At 66.3% G+C, this 18,233-nt stretch carries 12 protein-coding genes; 3 read left to right on the top strand and 9 right to left on the bottom strand.

Translation table 11 applies throughout. The features are described 5' to 3' along the window. Positions 1-626 precede the first annotated feature (626 nt). Entirely contained in the window at positions 627-4,700 is a 4,074-nt protein-coding gene (locus AAFP35_RS20330; protein WP_419223547.1) for a molybdopterin-dependent oxidoreductase, read from the top strand. A gap of 138 nt (positions 4,701-4,838) precedes the next feature. On the opposite strand, the gene AAFP35_RS20325 is transcribed toward AAFP35_RS20330, so the two are convergent. From AAFP35_RS20325 to AAFP35_RS20305, 5 genes are all read right to left on the bottom strand, one after another. Then, the gene (locus AAFP35_RS20325) at positions 4,839-5,162 is read right to left on the bottom strand and encodes a Rieske (2Fe-2S) protein (protein WP_419223458.1); all 324 of its coding nucleotides are present in this window, start codon (positions 5,160-5,162) and stop codon (positions 4,839-4,841) included. Then, on the bottom strand, positions 5,159-7,738 hold the full coding sequence (nirB, locus tag AAFP35_RS20320; RefSeq protein WP_419223457.1) for a nitrite reductase large subunit NirB: 2,580 nt from the start codon (positions 7,736-7,738) through the stop codon (positions 5,159-5,161). Before nirB ends, AAFP35_RS20325 begins: the two co-directional genes overlap by 4 nt. Continuing rightward, positions 7,738-8,085: a molybdopterin oxidoreductase gene (locus tag AAFP35_RS20315; RefSeq protein ID WP_419223456.1), complete on the bottom strand. Its 348-nt coding sequence runs from the start codon at positions 8,083-8,085 to the stop codon at positions 7,738-7,740. Before AAFP35_RS20315 ends, nirB begins: the two co-directional genes overlap by 1 nt. A 194-nt stretch (positions 8,086-8,279) precedes the next feature. Then, entirely contained in the window at positions 8,280-9,872 is a 1,593-nt protein-coding gene (locus AAFP35_RS20310) for an FAD-dependent oxidoreductase (protein ID WP_419223455.1), read from the bottom strand. After that, positions 9,872-10,813 carry an AurF N-oxygenase family protein gene (locus AAFP35_RS20305; RefSeq protein ID WP_419223454.1) on the bottom strand — a complete coding sequence of 314 codons (942 nt, stop codon included), beginning with the start codon at positions 10,811-10,813 and terminating at the stop codon, positions 9,872-9,874. Before AAFP35_RS20305 ends, AAFP35_RS20310 begins: the two co-directional genes overlap by 1 nt. A gap of 179 nt (positions 10,814-10,992) precedes the next feature. Between AAFP35_RS20305 and AAFP35_RS20300 the strand changes: the two genes are divergently transcribed. Beyond that, the gene (locus AAFP35_RS20300; RefSeq protein WP_419223453.1) at positions 10,993-11,763 is read left to right on the top strand and encodes an SDR family oxidoreductase; all 771 of its coding nucleotides are present in this window, start codon (positions 10,993-10,995) and stop codon (positions 11,761-11,763) included. Here AAFP35_RS20300 and AAFP35_RS20295 read toward each other — a convergent pair. From AAFP35_RS20295 to AAFP35_RS20285, 3 genes are read right to left on the bottom strand one after another with little or no spacing between them, the layout of a single operon-like run. After that, on the bottom strand, positions 11,750-13,132 hold the full coding sequence (locus tag AAFP35_RS20295) for a glycosyltransferase (RefSeq protein WP_419223452.1): 1,383 nt from the start codon (positions 13,130-13,132) through the stop codon (positions 11,750-11,752). The genes AAFP35_RS20300 and AAFP35_RS20295 overlap by 14 nt on opposite strands. 4 nt (positions 13,133-13,136) lie before the next feature. After that, on the bottom strand, positions 13,137-14,447 hold the full coding sequence (locus tag AAFP35_RS20290; RefSeq protein ID WP_419223451.1) for a hypothetical protein: 1,311 nt from the start codon (positions 14,445-14,447) through the stop codon (positions 13,137-13,139). 40 nt (positions 14,448-14,487) lie between these two features. Continuing rightward, on the bottom strand, positions 14,488-15,915 hold the full coding sequence (locus AAFP35_RS20285) for a hypothetical protein (RefSeq protein ID WP_419223450.1): 1,428 nt from the start codon (positions 15,913-15,915) through the stop codon (positions 14,488-14,490). 140 nt (positions 15,916-16,055) lie between these two features. Between AAFP35_RS20285 and AAFP35_RS20280 the strand changes: the two genes are divergently transcribed. Continuing rightward, positions 16,056-17,342, top strand: coding sequence for a glycosyltransferase (locus AAFP35_RS20280; RefSeq protein ID WP_419223449.1), 1,287 nt, complete (start codon positions 16,056-16,058; stop codon positions 17,340-17,342). On the opposite strand, the gene AAFP35_RS20275 is transcribed toward AAFP35_RS20280, so the two are convergent. Continuing rightward, positions 17,322-18,233: a glycosyltransferase family 2 protein gene (locus tag AAFP35_RS20275; protein ID WP_419223448.1), complete on the bottom strand. Its 912-nt coding sequence runs from the start codon at positions 18,231-18,233 to the stop codon at positions 17,322-17,324. The genes AAFP35_RS20280 and AAFP35_RS20275 overlap by 21 nt on opposite strands.

The following is an 18,233-nucleotide window of genomic DNA, read 5'->3' as shown; positions in this document are numbered from 1 at the left end:
GGACGACCTCGACCACGTCGGCGTCTGCATCCTTGGTCGCGTACCACCCGTGGCGAATGTGATCGATCGCACCGGACTCTGCTGCCGCGCGAATCGTCACGGCACTTTCGCCTGCGGCGATGAGCTGACGAGTCGAAATGACTCCGCCGAAACGTTCGGCGATCTCCTGGTAGTCCATGAACCCAAGTTTCAGAGGTTCCCGAGGCTGTTCGACGTGGTCGGACGTCTCGCGACGAAATCTGTGGAGGAATCCGACGTTGTGCGTTGTCGCCACGGGGACACCCAATTCCTCCCCACCAGCAACTTCTTCCCGAGCACTTCGGCCCATCGCCCGTCGGCTGGAAACCACCCCCGACCTCAACCCGGCTGGAAGATGGCGAGGGCGATGTTCCCTCGGCGGCCCCCAGGGAGGCAGAGATTCGGGGCGGTTCTCATGCCGACGCCAAGACCGACGCGCTCACAGGCTCATCGCTCCCTCACCCGCTCTCGAGCGGCCTGTGAGGTCAAGTTGATAGCGGCGTAACCGGACCCTTTGCATCAGGAAACACGTCGCCCCGACGCTGGACATCGTGAAGGTTGTCGACACCGTGCATACCCTGTGCGCCTACTGCGGCGTGGGCTGCGGCATGGAGATGTCGGTCGGCGACGACGGTCAGGTGGTCAAGACCGTCGGCCGCAAGGATCACCCGACCAACTTCGGCCGTCTGTGTACCAAGGGCTCGACCACCGCCGACATGCTCAACGCGGGCGGCCGATTGACGGCGCCGATGCTCCGTGACGAACGCGGCGCTCCCGCCCGGACCGCGGACCTGGATCAGACGATCACCGAGACGGCGGGCCGGCTGCGCTCGATCATCGACGAACACGGACCGGACGCCGTCGCGCTCTACGTCTCCGGTCAGATGTCGATGGAAGCGCAGTACCTGTCCAACAAACTGGCCAAGGGTTTCATCGGCACCAACCAGATCGAGTCCAACTCGCGGCTGTGCATGGCCAGCGCGGGCACCGGGTACAAACAATCCCTCGGCGCCGACGGTCCACCCGGCTCCTACCAGGACTTCGACCATGCGGACGTCTTCTTCGTGATCGGCGCGAACATGGCCGACTGTCACCCCATCCTGCATCTGCGCATGATGGATCGGATCAAGGCAGGCGCGAAGCTCATCGTCGTCGACCCGCGACGCACCGCGACCGCCGACAAGGCCGATCTGTTCCTGCAGATCGCACCGGGTACCGATCTGGCACTGCTCAACGGGCTGCTGCACCTGATCATCCTCAACGGGCACACCGACGACGGCTTCATCGCCGATCACACCGACGGCTTCGACCAGATGCCGGAGTTCGCCGCGCAGTACCCGCCCGAACTCGTCAGCGACATCACCGGCATCGCCGTCGCCGATCTGCATCGCGCGGCCGAACTGATCGGCACCGCCGACAACTGGATGAGTTGTTGGACGATGGGTCTCAACCAATCCACGCACGGCACCTGGAACACCAACTCGCTGATCAACCTCCACCTCGCTACCGGGGCGATCTGTCGGCTCGGCTCCGGCCCGTTCTCGCTCACCGGCCAGCCGAATGCCATGGGCGGCCGCGAGATGGGCTACATGGGTCCGGGTCTCCCCGGCCAGCGTGCGGTGCTCGCCGACGACGACCGCACCTTCGTCGAGGAGAAGTGGGGGCTGGCGCCGGGCACCCTGCGCACCGATGTCGGCGGCGGCACCATCGACATGTTCTCCCGGATGGCCGACGGCGACATCAAGGCGTGCTGGATCATCTGCACCAATCCCGTGGCATCGGTGGCCAATCGCTCCACGGTCATCGAGGGCCTCGAGCGCGCCGAGCTCGTCATCACCCAGGACGCCTTCGCCGACACCGAGACCAACGCCTACGCCGATGTCGCATTGCCCGCGGCGCTGTGGTCGGAATCGACTGGCACCATGGTCAATTCGGAACGTAACGTCACGCTGTTCGAGCCCGCACTCGGCGCCCCCGGCCAGGCCCTGCCGGACTGGGAGATCATCGCCCGGATCGCGCGCGCGATGGGCTATGTCGATGCTTTCGACTACGGCAGCGCGGAGGAGATCTTCGACGAGATCCGCGAGTTCGCGAATCCCAAGACCGGCTATGACCTGCGGGGCATCACCTACGGCGGGCTCCGTAGCACGCCGATGCAATGGCCGTGCCCGCCCGCCGGCGCAACGATCGAGCCGGACACCAACGGCCGCAACCCGATTCGATACATCAACGACGGAATCAGCCAGACCCTGCACCGCACCGAGAACGGGACGGTGCCTGCGCTGGCGTTCGCGACACCGAGTCGGCGGGCCCAGTTCTTCGCGCGTCCGCACGTCGATCCGGCCGAGATGCCCGACGACGCCTACCCGATCCTGCTCAACACCGGCCGACTGCCGCATCAGTGGCACACGCTGACCAAGACCGGCCGCGTCGGCAAACTGAACAAACTGAATCCGGGGCCCTTCGTCGAGATCCATCCCGACGATGCGGATCGCCTGGGGATCGAGGCGACGGATCAGGTCGAGGTGGCCTCCCGGCGGGGGCGAGCGGTGCTCCCCGCCGAGATCTCCGATCGTGTCCGTCCCGGCAACTGTTTCGTGCCGTTCCACTGGAACGACATGTTCGGCGAACATCTGGCCATCAACGCGGTCACCTCCGACGCGATCGATCCGCTGTCCCAGCAACCGGAGTTCAAGGTCTGCGCGGTGACCCTGCACCGCGTCGCCGCCGCACCCGCGCCCACGGTCGAGATGATCGAAGGAGTGTCCGTGATCGACGCCCTCGCCGGGCTTCTCGGAGTAGCCGATCTCCCCGGCCCGTCCACCACCGACGCCGAAAAGCTCTACCTCGCCGGCATCGTCGGTGGTCTGCGGGCCAATCCTCCCGACGGCGGCACCCTCCCGGTGCTGCCTGCCGACGCACCGGTGAGCCCGGACACCCGCACCTGGGTCACCGGGCTGCTCGCCGGCATGTTCTCCCGCCAGAGCGTGGCCTGTACCCCGGTCGACAGCGGGGCGGTCGCGGCCATCGATGCCCCGGGCGGGACCGTGACCGTCCTGTGGGCATCACAGATGGGCAATGCCGAGGAGTTCGCCACCCAGTGCGCCGAACGTGTCGCCGGGACGGGCCGACGGGTGACCACCGCGCCGATGGACGATCTGAAGCTCGAGCAGTTGGTCGGCGACACCGACGCCGTGCTGTTCGTCACCTCCACCACCGGCGACGGAGATCCGCCCGACAACGGATCCGCCTTCTGGGACGCGCTCAACAGCGACAGCGCGCCCGACCTGTCCGGCCTGCGGTATGCGGTCCTCGCGTTCGGCGATTCGAACTACGACGACTTCTGCGGTCACGGGCGCAAACTCGATGCCCGGATCGACGAGCTCGGCGGTCGACGACTGATCGATCGTGTCGACTGCGAACCCGAGTTCGAGGAGGCCGCCGGGGGCTGGCTCGAACGCGTCGTCGGGCTGCTCGACTCCGACGAACGCACCGATACCGAACCCGACCGCTCGCCGGTCACCGTCGTCGACCGGGCAGAACCCGACACATCTGGGCCACAAGCCTATTCACGCAAAAACCCGTTCGTCACCTCCCTCGCCCGCAACGTCAGGCTCAACAGCGCGGGTTCCCAGAAGGACGTACGCAACGTCGGGTTCCATCTGCCCGCCGATTCCCTCCGCTACTGCACCGGTGATGCGCTCGGTGTGTGGCCGCGCAACAATCCCGCTCTCATCGACGAATGGCTCACGGTCACCGGACTCGACGGCGACGAGGTGGTACACCTGCCGGACGCAGGCGACATGACGTTACGCCGCGCTCTGCGGGAACGTCTCGAGTTCGCCAGGGTCAACCCGGATCTCGTCCGTTTCATCGCCGACCGGACCGGTGACGACGACCTGCGTGGTCTGGTGGCGGCCGGGAACAAGGACCAGTTCGCCGAGTGGAGTTGGGGCCGTCAGTCCGTCGACGTGCTCGCTGCGCATCCGCTCAAAGCCAGCGCCGCCGACTGGGTCGCGATGATGAAACCGTTGGCACCCCGGTCGTATTCGATCTCGTCGAGCCCGCTGGACAGCCCCGACGAGGTCGAGCTGACCGTCTCGACGGTCCGCTACAACGTGCACGGCACCCCGCGTGGCGGCGTGTGCTCGACGTTCCTCGCCGACCACGCCGACGGCGAGGACATCGGAATATTCGTCAACTCCACCAACCACTTCCGTCCGCCTGCCGATCCGGACACGCCGATGATCATGATCGGCCCGGGCACCGGCATCGCACCCTTCCGCGCATTTCTGCGCGAACGCAAGGCGCTCGGCCACACCGGGCCGAACTGGTTGTTCTTCGGAGAACAGTACGCCGCCACCGATTTCTACTATCGCGACGAGTTGACCTCGATGCTCGCCGACGGCCTGCTCACTCGACTCGACGTGGCGTTCTCTCGCGACCAGAGTTCCAAGATCTATGTGCAGGACCGCATGCGCGAACACGGTGAAGAACTCTATCGATGGCTCCACGACGGAGCTCACGTCTACGTGTGCGGCGACGCCACGCGGATGGCCAAGGACGTCGATGCCACGCTGAAAGGTGTTGTCGCCCAGCACGGAAAGCTCGCACCCAAGAGTGCCGAGGGGTACGTCAAAGCCCTCGCCGCGGACAAACGCTATGTCCGCGACGTGTACTGAGGACCGGGCGGCCCCGAGCGGCGAAACAGCCACCTCTTCTCGGGGTTCTCACCTTGGCGCGCGCGAAGGTGAGAACCCCGAGGTGAGGTGGCTGCAACGATGCGGGACATCAGCGCGGGGTGGTCCCCCAGAGAGCGATCACACCCAGAGAACGATCTGCCCGTCACGATCCTCGGCACGGTGGACGTCGACGGAACCGATGCCCTCAGAAGAGCATCCGCCGTCCGAGAACCGGAAAGCGTACTGGTGCAAAGGACACACCACCTGGCCGAGGTCGAACTGACCATCGGCGAGCGGCCCGGCCCTGTGGGGGCACACCGCGTCGGTGGCACGCAGGGTGCCGTCGGTCATCCGGAAGACGGCGATCTGACGACCGTCGACCGCGTAGGCGCGCCCCTCCCCCGGGAGGAGATCTTCCATGGGCCCCAACGGAACCCCGGTGCCGTGTGCGAGCGCGGTCATCGGACCGGCACCTTCGGCAGCGGCAGCAGCGGCAGTGACGACGTGAACTGCGCCGGAGACTTCGGCTCCTGACGGTCCAGCCAGGGGTCGACATACCCGGCGACCGCCTCGTCGATCCGCTCCTGCAACCCGGACACCAGGCCATCGCGGTCGTCGACGAGAATGGCGCGCAACTCTTCGATACCGACGCGCGGCACCCACGCGTACGTCCGTTCCAGCCACTTGGCCTGTTCCCGGTAGTACTGGATGAAGATGCCGCACAGTCGGATCACCTCCTCCGACGAGCCCACCGTGGCCAGCAGGTCACCCTTGCGGATGTGCGCGCCCGCCGCGCCGCCGACGTAGATCTCCCATCGACTCTCGCCTGTGTTCAGACCCGTCGCTGCGCTCGCCCCGGCATCATTTCCCGTCGCTGCGCTCGCCCCGGCATCATTTCCCGTCGCTGCGCTCGCCCCGATTGCGACAACGCCGAAATCCTTGCATAGGGCCTCGGCACAGTTGCGTGGGCAACCCGTCACCGCGAGTTTGAGTTTCGCAGGTGACTCCAAACCCTGATAGCGCGTTTCCAGGGCGATGCCCAGCGACGTGGAATCCCCCAAACCGAACCGGCAGTAGTCGGTACCGACGCAGGTCTTCACCGTCCGGAACGACTTGCCGTACGCGTATCCCGACGGCATATCCAGGTCTTTCCAGACCTTGGGTAGATCTTCCTTCCGCACACCGAGCAGGTCGATGCGCTGACCGCCGGTGGCCTTGATCATCGGAATCTCGTAGCGTTCGGCGACGTCGGCGATGCGGCGCAGTTGCTGCGGCGACGTCACGCCGCCCTTCATCTGCGGCACCACAGAGAAGGTCCCGTCGCGCTGGATGTTCGCGTGCACCCGGTCGTTGACGAACAACGCCCCCGGCTCACGCTCCCAGTCCGATCCCCAGATGACCCTCAACAAGGAGGCCAACGGCATCTTCGCCGTCGCGTCCTCACCGGCGGGGGCCAGCGCCTCGAACACCGCCGACACCGATCGCAGCTCTTGTCGACGGATGGCGTCGATGAGTTCCGGTTTGGTCAACGGGATCGCGGGGACATACCAGTCGGCCGCTCGGTCGACGGTGAGCGTGTCACCGGCCGCGACCTCGACGATGTCGGCGACGAGTCCCTTGCACGAGCCGCATCCCTTGCCGGCGCGGGTTTTTGCACACACCTCGCCGACGCTGGTGCAGCCGTCGCGCACACACGCGACGATCTGCCCCTTGGTGACACCGTTGCAGTTGCACACCTGCACGTCGTCGGCGAGCTCGGCGGCACCGGTCTCGGCGCTCGGCGTACCCATGTCGAACAGCATCGAGATGCGCTCGTCGGGCAGCGGCACCTTCTCGTCGAAGGCCTGGGTGAGGAAGTTCGCCTTGGAGATGTCACCGAGCAGCATGGCGCCGATCAGTTTGTTGTCGCGAACCACGACACTCTTGTACACGCCGCTGCGCGGTTCGTAGAACTGGACGAACTCGTCATCCTCACGTTCGGGACCCTTCACCCCCATCGCCGCGACGTCGACCCCGGCGACCTTCAGCTTGGTGGTCAGTCGCGAACCATGGTATTCCGCATCGGGATTCGCACCGGTGACCACGTCGGCCAACACCACCGCCTGTTCCCACAGCGGCGCCACCAGACCGTACACCTCGCTCCGATGCTGCGCGCATTCCCCGACGGCGAAGATGAAACCCTCGTCCTCACAACGCATCTGATCGTCGACGACGATTCCGCGTTCGACCACCAGGCCGGCCCCGCGGGCCAGGTCGACATTGGGCCGGATGCCCGCGGTGACCACGATCATATCAGCGGGCATCAACTCGCCGTCGGCGAACCCCACCCCTGCGACGCCACCGTTCTCGTTGCGCAGCACCGCGGTTGTCCGCCTGCCCGTGTGCACACCGACCCCGAGTTCCTCGATCTTGTTGCGCAACACGCGCCCACCGCGCTCGTCGAGCTGTTGGTTCATCAGATGCCCGGGCGAGTGCACGACGTCCACGTCCACGCCCTGGGTGGTGAGACCGTAGGCGGCTTCCAGCCCGAGCAGCCCGCCCCCGATCACCACGGCCCGCACATTGTCGCGGGACGTGGCCATCTGCAGCATGCCGTTGGTGTCCTCGATGGTGCGGAATCCGAAGACCCCGCGCGCCAGTCGCCCGTCGGGCTCACGCAGTCCGTCCATGTTGGGGAAGAAGGTGTTCGACCCGGTGGCGATGATCAGGGTGTCGAAGCCGATGGCCCGCCCACTCGCACAGGTCACCGTCTTGGCGAAGCGATCGATGGATTCGGCGCTGTCCCCCGAGTACAGCGTGACCCCGTTCTCCCGATACCAGGCCATCGGGTTGAGCATCAGATCGTCGTCGTCGAGCGACGACTCTCCGGAGAGCACATGACTGAGCATGATCCGGTTGTAGTTGCCGTACGGTTCGGCACCGATCATCGTGATGTCGAAGGCATCTGGGCGGCTGCGCGCCAGGATCTCCTCGACGGTACGGGCGCCGGCCATCCCGTTGCCGACGACGACGAGTCTGTGCGCGAAGTTCTCGGCCATCAGAAAACGACCATCCCGAAGTCGATGACCACCTCGCCGGCTGTGGCCTCCGGCGCGGCCAGCACGAGTTCGAGCGTCGAATCCGGGTCGACGTCCTCGACGACCCGCAACGGCACATTGACCGACGACTTCGCCCCCATCGGGAAGATGCGCATCGGTTGCCCGTCGCGCGTCAGTGTCACGTACAGGAGTTCGTCGGAGCTGTTGCCGCCCCGGAAGTAGAGCGGTTGAGCGGTCAGACCGGGCGGTACCAGGTAACTCAGCGACGGATCGATCGGAGCGGGTTTGGTGAGGCCACTGCCGGTGAAGGCGAACACGCCTTGCAGGAACCGCGGGGTGCTGGTCATACGGCCACTATCGCCACCGCGCATGAATCGCTGCTTGCCTCGGTGTTACAAGGCGATTGTCAGGACCTCACCGACACCAGGTGTCGATGTGATGGTCGGCCGTTCATGCCCAGCGTCCGGGGGATCACGCCGCACGGGGTTTGCCGGCGTGATCCCCCGGACGCTGGTGAGAAGATCGCACCGACCTGGACCGATCAGCGTTTCCGGCGACCGGCGGCGCCGATCATGTCGGCGACCTCGGTGTACTTTACGCGCGGACGGCCCTGAGTCTTCCCACGGCGCCGTTCGGCGGTGTCGATGGCCCGAACGCCGCGATAACCGATGACATGACGGCTTCGACGACGCAGCAGCGTCGCGAACTCTCGCGCCTCACGGGTCGACCGTCGCAATCGACCGTCGACGGCATCGGCCAGGAACGCCTCGACGGTCGCCTCCGCACACACCTTGTTGGCGCCGATGCCCCCACTCGGCCCTCGCTTGGCCCAGCCCAGCACGTATCCGCCGGGAACGACCTCGCCGTCGTCGCCGAGCAGGCGCCCGTCGGAGTTCGGGAACATCCCGCGCTCGTGATCGAACGGCAGACCGTCGATCGGGGTCGACCGGTATCCGATCGAACGGATCATGAGGTCGGCGGCGATCGTGTGTCGTTTCGACGCGGTGTGCACGGTGACACCCTCGACGTGGCCATCACCGACGATCTCCTCGGGCGCGGTGTGGAACAGGAACACTATCCGCCGCCGGTTCGGGTCCGCCGGTCGACTCAGATCCGGCAGGTCGGCGGCCGGGTCGTCGTGCACCACCACATCGACCCCCGGGATCGCCGACAACGCGCGGTATTCCGCCGAAGTGTACGCGGCACCGGCCTGGTCGCGACGACCCAACACGACCACCTCGTGGACGTCCTGACGTTCCAGGATCCGCAACGCTCGGTCGGCGATGTCGGTGGTCGCCAACAGATCCGGCGGCGACACCAGGATCCGCGCCACGTCGAGCGCCACGTTGCCGGTCCCGACGACCACGGCTCGCCCGCTGCCGCCGGTGCGGATCGGCGGCGCCTCGACGCCGGGCACCGCGTTGTACCAGGCGACGAGATCGGTTGCCGACGTCGAGCCCGGTAGGTCCTCACCGGGAATGCCAAGTCGTCGGGACTGTGCGGCGCCGACCGCATAGAAGACCGCGTCGAAATGCTCGGCCAACTCGGCGGGGCTGATCTGCCCTGCACCCGGACCGATCTCGACATTCGTGGCCATGGTGACGCGCGGATCGCGGTAGAGCAGATCGAATCCGCGCAACACGCCCTTCGTACCGGGGTGATCCGGGGCCACGCCGGCACGAACCAGTCCGCCGGGTGTCGGCAGGCGGTCGATCACCGTCACCGACGCCTCCGTGCGATCCAGGATCGTGCGCAGCGCATAGCCTCCCGACGGCCCGGTGCCGACAAGCGCGACCCGCAGCCCCGCAGGAAGTTTCGGGATATCCGGATAGGACACCACTCCCGCCTCGTCGTGTGCGGCCCATCCCGACCGGACATCGGGGTTGCTCTTGTAGTAGTCGGCGTTGATGTCGATGAACACCTTGTCGCGGGTGCCGAGTTTGTCTGCGGGATAGATCGCATCGACCGGGCAGGCATCCGCGCAGGCGCCGCAGTCTATGCAGGCCTCGGGGTCGATGTGCAGGATGTCCGAGCTGCCGAAGCCGCGCTCCTCGGGCGTGGGATGAATGCAGTTGACCGGACACACGGAGACGCATGCCGCGTCACTGCAACAGGATTGGGTGATGACGAACATCAGAGCATGTGCGCTTTCCGGTAGAACCGCATGGCAGGCTTGGTGAGGAGGCCGACGTCGTCGAGGAACTCCATCAGATGCGCACAGCTGCCGCGGATCATCGAATGGAAGTGCGAGTTCGAGTTCATCTCCGCAACAGCACGATCCGCGTCCAGGCCGGCATCGGCGAAGGCCTTCTTCTGCACCAAGCTCGTCACGATGAAGTAGGCACCGAGGGCAACCGACAGGGCGCTGAACTGACGCCGTGTCCAGCCGACCCCCTGCATCGACTCACGCACTTCTTCGCGGGCGAACTTCATGTGTCGCGACTCCTCGAGCACATGGATCTCGTTGACCGTGCGGATGAACGGCAGGACCCGGTCGTCACGCATGCAGCCGCGCTGGAAGACGTCGAGCACTTCCTCGGCGACGAGGATGCCCGCGTAGGCGACCTCGTTCTTCGCAGTTCGCTTGAAGAGCTTGCCGAGCCGACCGACCTTCCTGGTCGGCTTGTACGACGTGCCGACCATCTTCTCCGAGGCCTTCGCGAACATGATCGAATGGCGGCACTCGTCGGCGATCTCGGTGAGCGCGAACTGGAACTCCGGACTGTGATAGGCCCCGAGATACTGGTCGCGGATCACCATCTCCTGCAGGATCATCTCGAACCAGATCCCGATGTTCATGATCGACGCGAACTCGTGACGGGTGACCGAGATGCGCTGCTCCTCGGTCAACTCGTCCCAATAGTCGGTGCCATACAGCGACGACCACTCCGGGCTGCAGCCGTATTTGGTCGGGTCCATCGGTGCCGACCAGTCGATCTCCGTCATGGCATTGCGCGACAGCCGCGCCGCCGAGGCGAGCAACCGTTCGGAGACCTCGTCGGTGCCTCGGTCCGGCACGCTCACCACGTTGTCGCCCGCGTCACCGTCTCGAGTGTGTTCGAGTGCAACCGTCATCGTGATCGACCTCCAGAAAGTACAGGTGAACCGGTGGAATTTTGTGACAATGCACGATGTCATGTCAATGCTTGTTGTCACACTAGCACCGGTGGACGGGAGCGTAAACAGTCGCGGAACTATACTGACGAGTAAGTTCCAGCAGAACACGCCTCATCAGGGCAAAGACAGGAGTGGACATGCCATCGATCTTCATCTCGGGCGGCGCGGCGGGCATCGGTCTGGCCACGGCAGAACGCTTCGGCCGCGAGGGCTGGACCGTCGGCGTCTACGACGTCAACGCCGAGGCGCTGGCCAAGGTGAAGGCCGACCACCCAGACTGGATCGTCGGCACGCTCGATGTCCGTGACGAGAAGCAGTGGGCCGATGCCCTGACCGAGTTCACCTCGCACACCGACGGCCGACTCGATGTCCTCGACAACAACGCGGGAATCCTGGTGGCGGGCGCACTCGACCAGATCTCACCCGAGGCCGTCAAACGCCAGATCGACATCGATGTGCTCGGTGTGACCCTGGGTGCCCAGGCCGCCTTCTCCTACCTGAAGGCCACCCCCGGGTCGCATCTGGTGAACATCGCATCGGCGTCGGCGATCTACGGCCAGCCCGACATCGCGACCTACAGCGCGTCCAAGTTCTACGTCGCGGGGCTGACCGAGGCGCTCGAACTCGAGTGGGAGCCACACGACATCCGAGTGGTCGGGATCTGGCCGCTGTGGGCCAAGACGCCACTGGCCGAGAACGACGCGAAGTCGACGAAGACCCTCGGTGTCCGGATCACGCCGGAACAGGTGGCCGACAAGGTCTGGGAATCCGTCCACCCCACTCGGCAGGACAAGCTCCTTCATCGGACGAGCTACTCGGTCGGCACGCAGACGTTGGTGCTCGGCAACGCGGCGAAGTTCATCCCCAACTTCCTCAACCGTGCGGTGAACAAGCTCATCGCTCAGTAGCGCAGGCCGCAGCGGCGCGTCGCCGCAGACGTGTCTCCACGAGATCTGCGGCGGCCGCCACAGCGGCGTCGGATGCGACCATTCCCTCGGCCAGCGATTCCGCTGCCTGCCGGATCTGCGGCATCAGAGTCGAGTGCAACAGCGCATCGACCGTCCGCTCGTTCACAAACGACACACGCGTCGCCACTGCTGCTCCGCTCGCCGCGACGGCGTGCGCCCAGACCGGTTGGTCGGCGGTCACCGCGCAGATGAGCATCGGTAGGCCCGCGCGTAGGACTGCCGCGGTCGTGCCTGCACCGCCATGGTGGACGGCCGCGGCACACCGAGGGAGCACAAAGGAGTGGTCCACGGCCGCCACGCCGTACACCCCTCGGTCATCCGAATCCACGCCGATGGTCGCCGTGCCGGCAACGAGGCACCGCAGACCGGCCCGACGGACCGCTGCTCGCAAGATCGAGATGACCGCATTCCGGTCACGTCGTGACATACTCCCGAACGTGATGAACACGGGTGGATCGCCATCGGCGAGCCACTCGACGAGATCTGCACTGTCCGTGTTGCTCTCGTCGAGGGCAGCTCGGCTTTCCGGAGGGAGGTCGAGAAATCCCGTGACCGGCTTGAGATGTCCCCATTCGGAAGTGAGTCCGGGAAACAGGACGGCATCGAACGCCTGGATCTGCAGCGCATCCGATCTGCGCAACCGTCGCGGCAGCGGTCCGCGCTCCCGCTGCAGGCCGATCCGTCGGCGAAATGCATTCTCGTTCCACCCGGTGGCCATCCAGGTGAGACGGTCGACGGCTCTCCAGGACAACCGCTTCCACGCGGCCGGCCACCACGAACACAGACCGGGAATCGGCCCGACGACACCGTTTTCCGACAGCGGTCCATATCTCAGCACGACCAGTGGGATGGCGAGACGTTCGGCAATCGTGCGGCCCCGGTCCTGACACAACGGCGCCGCCACGATCGCGTCCACGTCGGCCAGCGGACCGTCAGGAGCCAGGAAAGCGGCGATCAGGTCATCGTCGAGCGCCGCGAAACCAGCTCGTATCGTTGCCAGAGCGAATCGTATCCGCGCCAGTGGATCACGGCTCTTCTCCGCCGCAGTCGCCTCCGCCGACGACCATGCCCGGTGCTCGTCGAGACCCACGCCGTTTACGCATTTCACTCCCGCCGCCGTGGCGAGATCCACCAGGTTCGGCGGCGCCAGCAGGGTGACCCGTTGTGCGCGCCGCTGCATCTCCAACGCCAGGCAGATCCCCGGTTGGATATCGCCGCGGCTGCCGTACAACACGATCGCTGTGTGCTCGCCGCCCCTCGCTGCACGGGGCCCGGGCTCGGGTTGCGCGATGTCGTCAGTCGCCGTCATTCGATCACCAGAACCGATGTTCGATTCGCCAACAAGACAATTCGTCGCCGATCAGCTTTCGCATGACGTCCGCGTCACCGAAGTGGTCAGGGTGGATGCCGAAGAACGTCAGCGTGACCCGCTCCCCGTACTCGACTGCCCATGAGGCGATCGCCGGTCCTTGGTCGCGTCTTCTGCCCACGGGCATCCCCTGCATGATCGCCCGTATACCGAACGACGACGCCGTCACGCCGCCCAGCTGTAGTGAGTCAGGCGGCGCGACACCGAGGTTCGACACCGTGGTGTCCGGCCCGGCGATCGATACCATCGACTTCGCGATGAGTCGCTTCGGCATCAGACGTACCACCGGCGCCAAGTTGTCCGCGACCTGTTCGGCGCCGGATTCCGCGTAGTCGATGAAGGCCTGTTTGCTCAGCGCCCGTATCCTTTCGAGCCCGCCGGGGCTTTCCACCTCGTCGGGCAACCGGATCCACACACCCCCGGACGCGTTGGCCCGGTCGTCTGGATCACCCGCTCGGTTGTCGACCGCGATACACACCCGCAGATCGCCTTTCACCGGATATCCCGACCGTGCGATGACCCCGGCGAGCAACGCTGTGAACAGTGTGTTCGCGGTCCCTCCGTGCTCTGCGGCACACGCATGCCAACTGTCTCGGTCGATGTCGACGATGGCCAGAGTGGTGTCGGGACCGCACTGCGATTCCGACAGCGCCCGCGCAGGCCGTTCGTCGGCGACCTTGTGCGCACGTCCACCACGGTGTCGAATCGCCTCGCGGACGAGCACCCGCAGAGCGCCCGCGGACGCGACGAGCTGGCGTGCTGCGTCGACGACGTCCTCGGCGAACCTGCGCACGCCGTCGACGGATTCCGGCAGCGCCTTTTCCTGCCCGGAGTTCGCCAGGGCGAGCGCCCGGTGCACACCCTGTCCGTCGGCGACCATGTGAGACACCAGAAGTGAGACGACTCGGCCGCCGGACTCGATCGTTGCGGAATCCAGTCGCCACGCAACGCCCTCGGCGGGCCGCAGAGCCGCCGCGCGGAGTCGATCCTCGGCCCAGGCGCCGACGTCGCCTGCCCCGATCTGTCCCGGCACCGACGGCACCGGTGCAGCGTCCGACCGCACCCAGCGGTGCCGCGCCGCCGGAACCCGAGTTCGATCGACGGCCCGATGCAGGGGACCGTGGGCCAACGAGTCCCGCAGCCGTTCGACGGCGGCTTCACCAGGATCCGTCTCGAACACCCACAGGAACTGGATGGGTGCACTGAGTCCGAGCAGATCCTCTGCCAACAAATAGGATTCGTCGGCTCCGGTCACCCGTGGCACTCTGTGATCGGTTTCCATCATCGCCCTTCTCTCACCAGATCTCGTGCGGAAGTCCCCAGGCGGCCACTTCCGCGCCCAGGAGCGTCCGGAGTGCCTCGTCGGATTCGAAACTCGTCTCGTCACACCCGACCACCGAGATCGTGACCTGATCCGAGGACCGGACGAGCCACGATTGCACGCCGTCCCCGAACCGGTGGGGCATCGACGGCTCGACCCCCTGTGCCATACCCCGGAAAGCGAAGCGTCGCGCGACCTGAGAGCCGAGACGCAGGATGCCGTCGGGCAGTTCGCCCACGTTGGACACCATGGCGTCGGGCATCCCGGAGCCTGCGGTCACCACCGGAACCAGCCACGACGGCGGGAGCAGCCAGACCAGCGGCTGCAGGTGAGCGACCGCGGTCCTGCACCCCGAGGCCAGTCGGGTGTAGGCCGCTTTGCACGCCGCCCGGATCGGCCGGAGATCCCCGCCGGGGACCGGGTCGTCGGTCAGCATGATCGACACTCCCACAGTGGCATTCGATCGTCTGTCACCGACGTCACCGCGTACGTCGACGGGAACCCCCACCTTGATCGCCTCTCCGAGCGGGGCATATCCGCTGGACCGCAACAGTCCTGTGACAACCGCGACGAAGAGGCTGTTCGACGTCCCTCCGGCAGACGACGCCACGCGGTCCCACTCGTCGGTCGGCACGGACACGGTCGCCCGTCTCCAGACTGCGCGCGGAGCGCGCTCGGCCACCGGGGCACGGCGAGGTCGCGGATCGGACTGCGGCGTCGCCGGATCCGTCCGGCCTACCGCCGACACGGCGCGCCGGAGACCCTTGCCGACGGCCATCACCTGCGCACACGCATCCGCGAGATCGGTACCCGGACGCCTGCGGAGCCCTCGCGACGCCGCCGAGGGGCCGACGTCGACCGCCACCTCCGTCGTCGCGGTGCTCGAGTCGGCCATGGCGGATGCGGCGGCCGCGATCAACGTTCTCCCGTCCGCCACCAGATGCAAGGCGCACAACGAGATCACGGTGTTGCCCTCGGTCGTGCCCACGGCCCGCAATCGCCAGCATCGACCACGCTCGGGGTCGAGGTCGACACCTGCCATCTCCTCGGCTGCCCACTCGTCGAACGCGTCGTCGGAGACCCGATGACGATCCAGGCACAGTGGCGGGCGCTCATCGCCAGGCTCCCAACGCGGCCGCGCGCCCGGAACCCGTGACCTCACCAATCGCCTGTGCAAGGGTCCCGACGCCAGGTGACCGTTCATCGCGTCCAGGTCCTCCTCGGCAACCGCCCCGTCGATGATCCAGACGAGTTGGAGCACGGCACTCCATCCGAGTGCTCGGTACAAGAACCAGTACGTCGTGTCCTCGTCTCCGAGCCGGGTCCCGTCGATCCGCCTGCCGTCCAACGGAGTCGGTGATGGTCGAGGGATACGGGTCGCGTGCCCGGTTGTGGTGATCATTCGCTCGCCTCCTGCTGTGTCATGTGGCCGGCCACCCCGACCGTTGCATCGGAGATCGCCGCCTGTCGGCTCGACCTCCGAACCCGGCCGGTGGACGCCACCGCGCCTACACTGATCCCCGACCGACCTTGGGGGAGCTCATGAAATACGTTGTCGCCGTGAACGGCAGCCGCGGTGATGTCCAGCCTGCGGTGGCCCTCGGCATCGAACTGGCCGGCCGCGGGCACACCGTGACGATGTTGGTGCCGCCGGACCTGACGGGCTTCGCTGCCGCCACCGGGTTGCCGACGCAGCCGTATGGGGAGAGCACCCGCGAGGTACTCGTCTCGGAGTTGGTCCGCGACCGGATGCAGTCGCGTAACCCCGTCGTCAGGCTGCGGGCGGTCACCGAACTCAGCATCCGCGGCGGGCGATCGATGCAGCAGCACCTGCTCGAAGCGACCGAGGACGCTGATGCGATCATCGCCGGGAGCGTCGGCCAGGAACGCGCACACAACGTCGCACGGGTACGCCGGATTCCGCACATCCCACTCCACCTGTGTCCGCTGCGTCGAAACGGATCCACTTCCCTTCTCACGCATTTCGGCATCACCGCACCCGCTCCGGTCGCCCGCGAGAGCTGGCGCGCCGTCGAGTGGTTGTTGTGGTGCGGCGGACGCTCTGCCGAAGCGACGCTCGCCGCCGAACTGGGACTGACCGCGGTGCGCGCACCGTTCGCGACGCAGATCGCCGCGACCGGCGTACCCGAGATCCAGGCCTACGACCCGGTCCTGTTCCCACAGCTTCCGGTCGAGTGGCGCGCGCGCCGGCCCCTCGTCGGATTCTTCACCTTGCCCGGCGCGCACCGCGCCGGTGTCGGTGACCTGTCGGACCCCGACCTCGACGACTGGATCACGAACGGTCCCGAACCCGTCTACGTGGGATTCGGCAGCATGATGCCCACGAACACCGAACACCTCGCAGACGCATTCCGCTCCGCCGCCGAACAAATGGATCTTCGGCTCCTGGTATCGGGTGGCTGGAGCGGGTTCATGTCCGGAATCGACGATGATCGGGTACGTGTGGTCGGGCACATCGACCACGACGCCGTTCTCCCACGGTGCGCCGCCGCCGTACACCATGGCGGCGCGGGTTCGGTCGCTGCCGGCCTGCGCGCAGGCATCCCCACGGTCGTCACCTGGGTGGGTGCCGATCAGCCGATCTGGGGTGACGCGGTGGCCAGATCGCATGTGGGTTCCTCCTTTCCGATGGCGCGCGTCGACTCCGCGAGACTTGTCGCGGCACTGCGCCACGCACTGGACGAGAAGACACGGCGGACCGCATCCGACCTGAGCGCCCGCCTCGTGGACCCGGAGCACGCCGTCGCAGCCGCGGCCACGATCGCCGAGCAGGTGACCGACGAATGGTCACGGCAACACTCGGTCTGAGGAACGTCGACGAACTCGGCGCGCCGACCATCGACCGGTGTCGCCGTCATAGAGACGGATGGCGCCCAGCCGCACGGCATGCAGCACGGTGAGGGCCGGGACGTAGACCAGCGCTGTCCCCGCGGTCAGCGCGAACCGTCTGTGCAAGGCGAAGGTCCGTGGCAAGAAGCTCATGTACTTCACGAATGCAGGTAGGCCCGACTCCATCCGACGGGCCGAGACACCCACCGTCAGTGATGCCAGAAACGCGTTACGTCCACCGTCCTCGGTGATGCACAGTCCCATGTCGACATCCTCGAAGATGTCGCGCCGCATGCTGACCCGAGAACGTATGCGTTCCCAGGTATCTCGCCGTACCACCATGTTCGACCCGTACAGGACCGGGATGTCGGTCACGGTCCGGTGAGCTCGCCGACGCCCCAGCGGATGGATCTTGATCTTCCACCGATCGAATCGTCCGGCCAGCGGGACACCGTAGGCCTCTCCCCGGCCACACAACGCCGACCACTTGTGTTCGATGTCAGACCCGAAGAAGTCCACGATCGTCTCGGCCCAGCGCGCACCGACGCGGGTGTCGGCGTCGATCCGCGCGATCAGTTCTCCGGTCGCGGCATCCAGGCCCGCGTTACGCGCAAAGACGAGTCCCTGGCACGGCTCTCGGATGATCCTGATCTCCGGGTGCCCTTCGGCTCGGCCCCCCACGATCGCCATACTCGCGTCGGTCGAGTTGTTGTCCACGACGATGATCTCTGCGATGTGGTCGATCTGGTCGGTCAGCCGCGCCAAGCACTCGCCGATCGTGTCCTGCTCGTCGAATACCGGAATGACGACGGAGAGCTTCGGCTCGCCGTTGACTCCGGTGACGGTATGACGGGGGTCGCTGGTGTTCAC

This window comes from Gordonia sp. CPCC 206044, assembly GCF_048537895.1.
Classification (GTDB): domain Bacteria; phylum Actinomycetota; class Actinomycetes; order Mycobacteriales; family Mycobacteriaceae; genus Gordonia.
The sequence above is the reverse complement of the archived record's forward strand: the minus strand, read 5'-3'. Positions and strand labels throughout refer to the sequence as shown.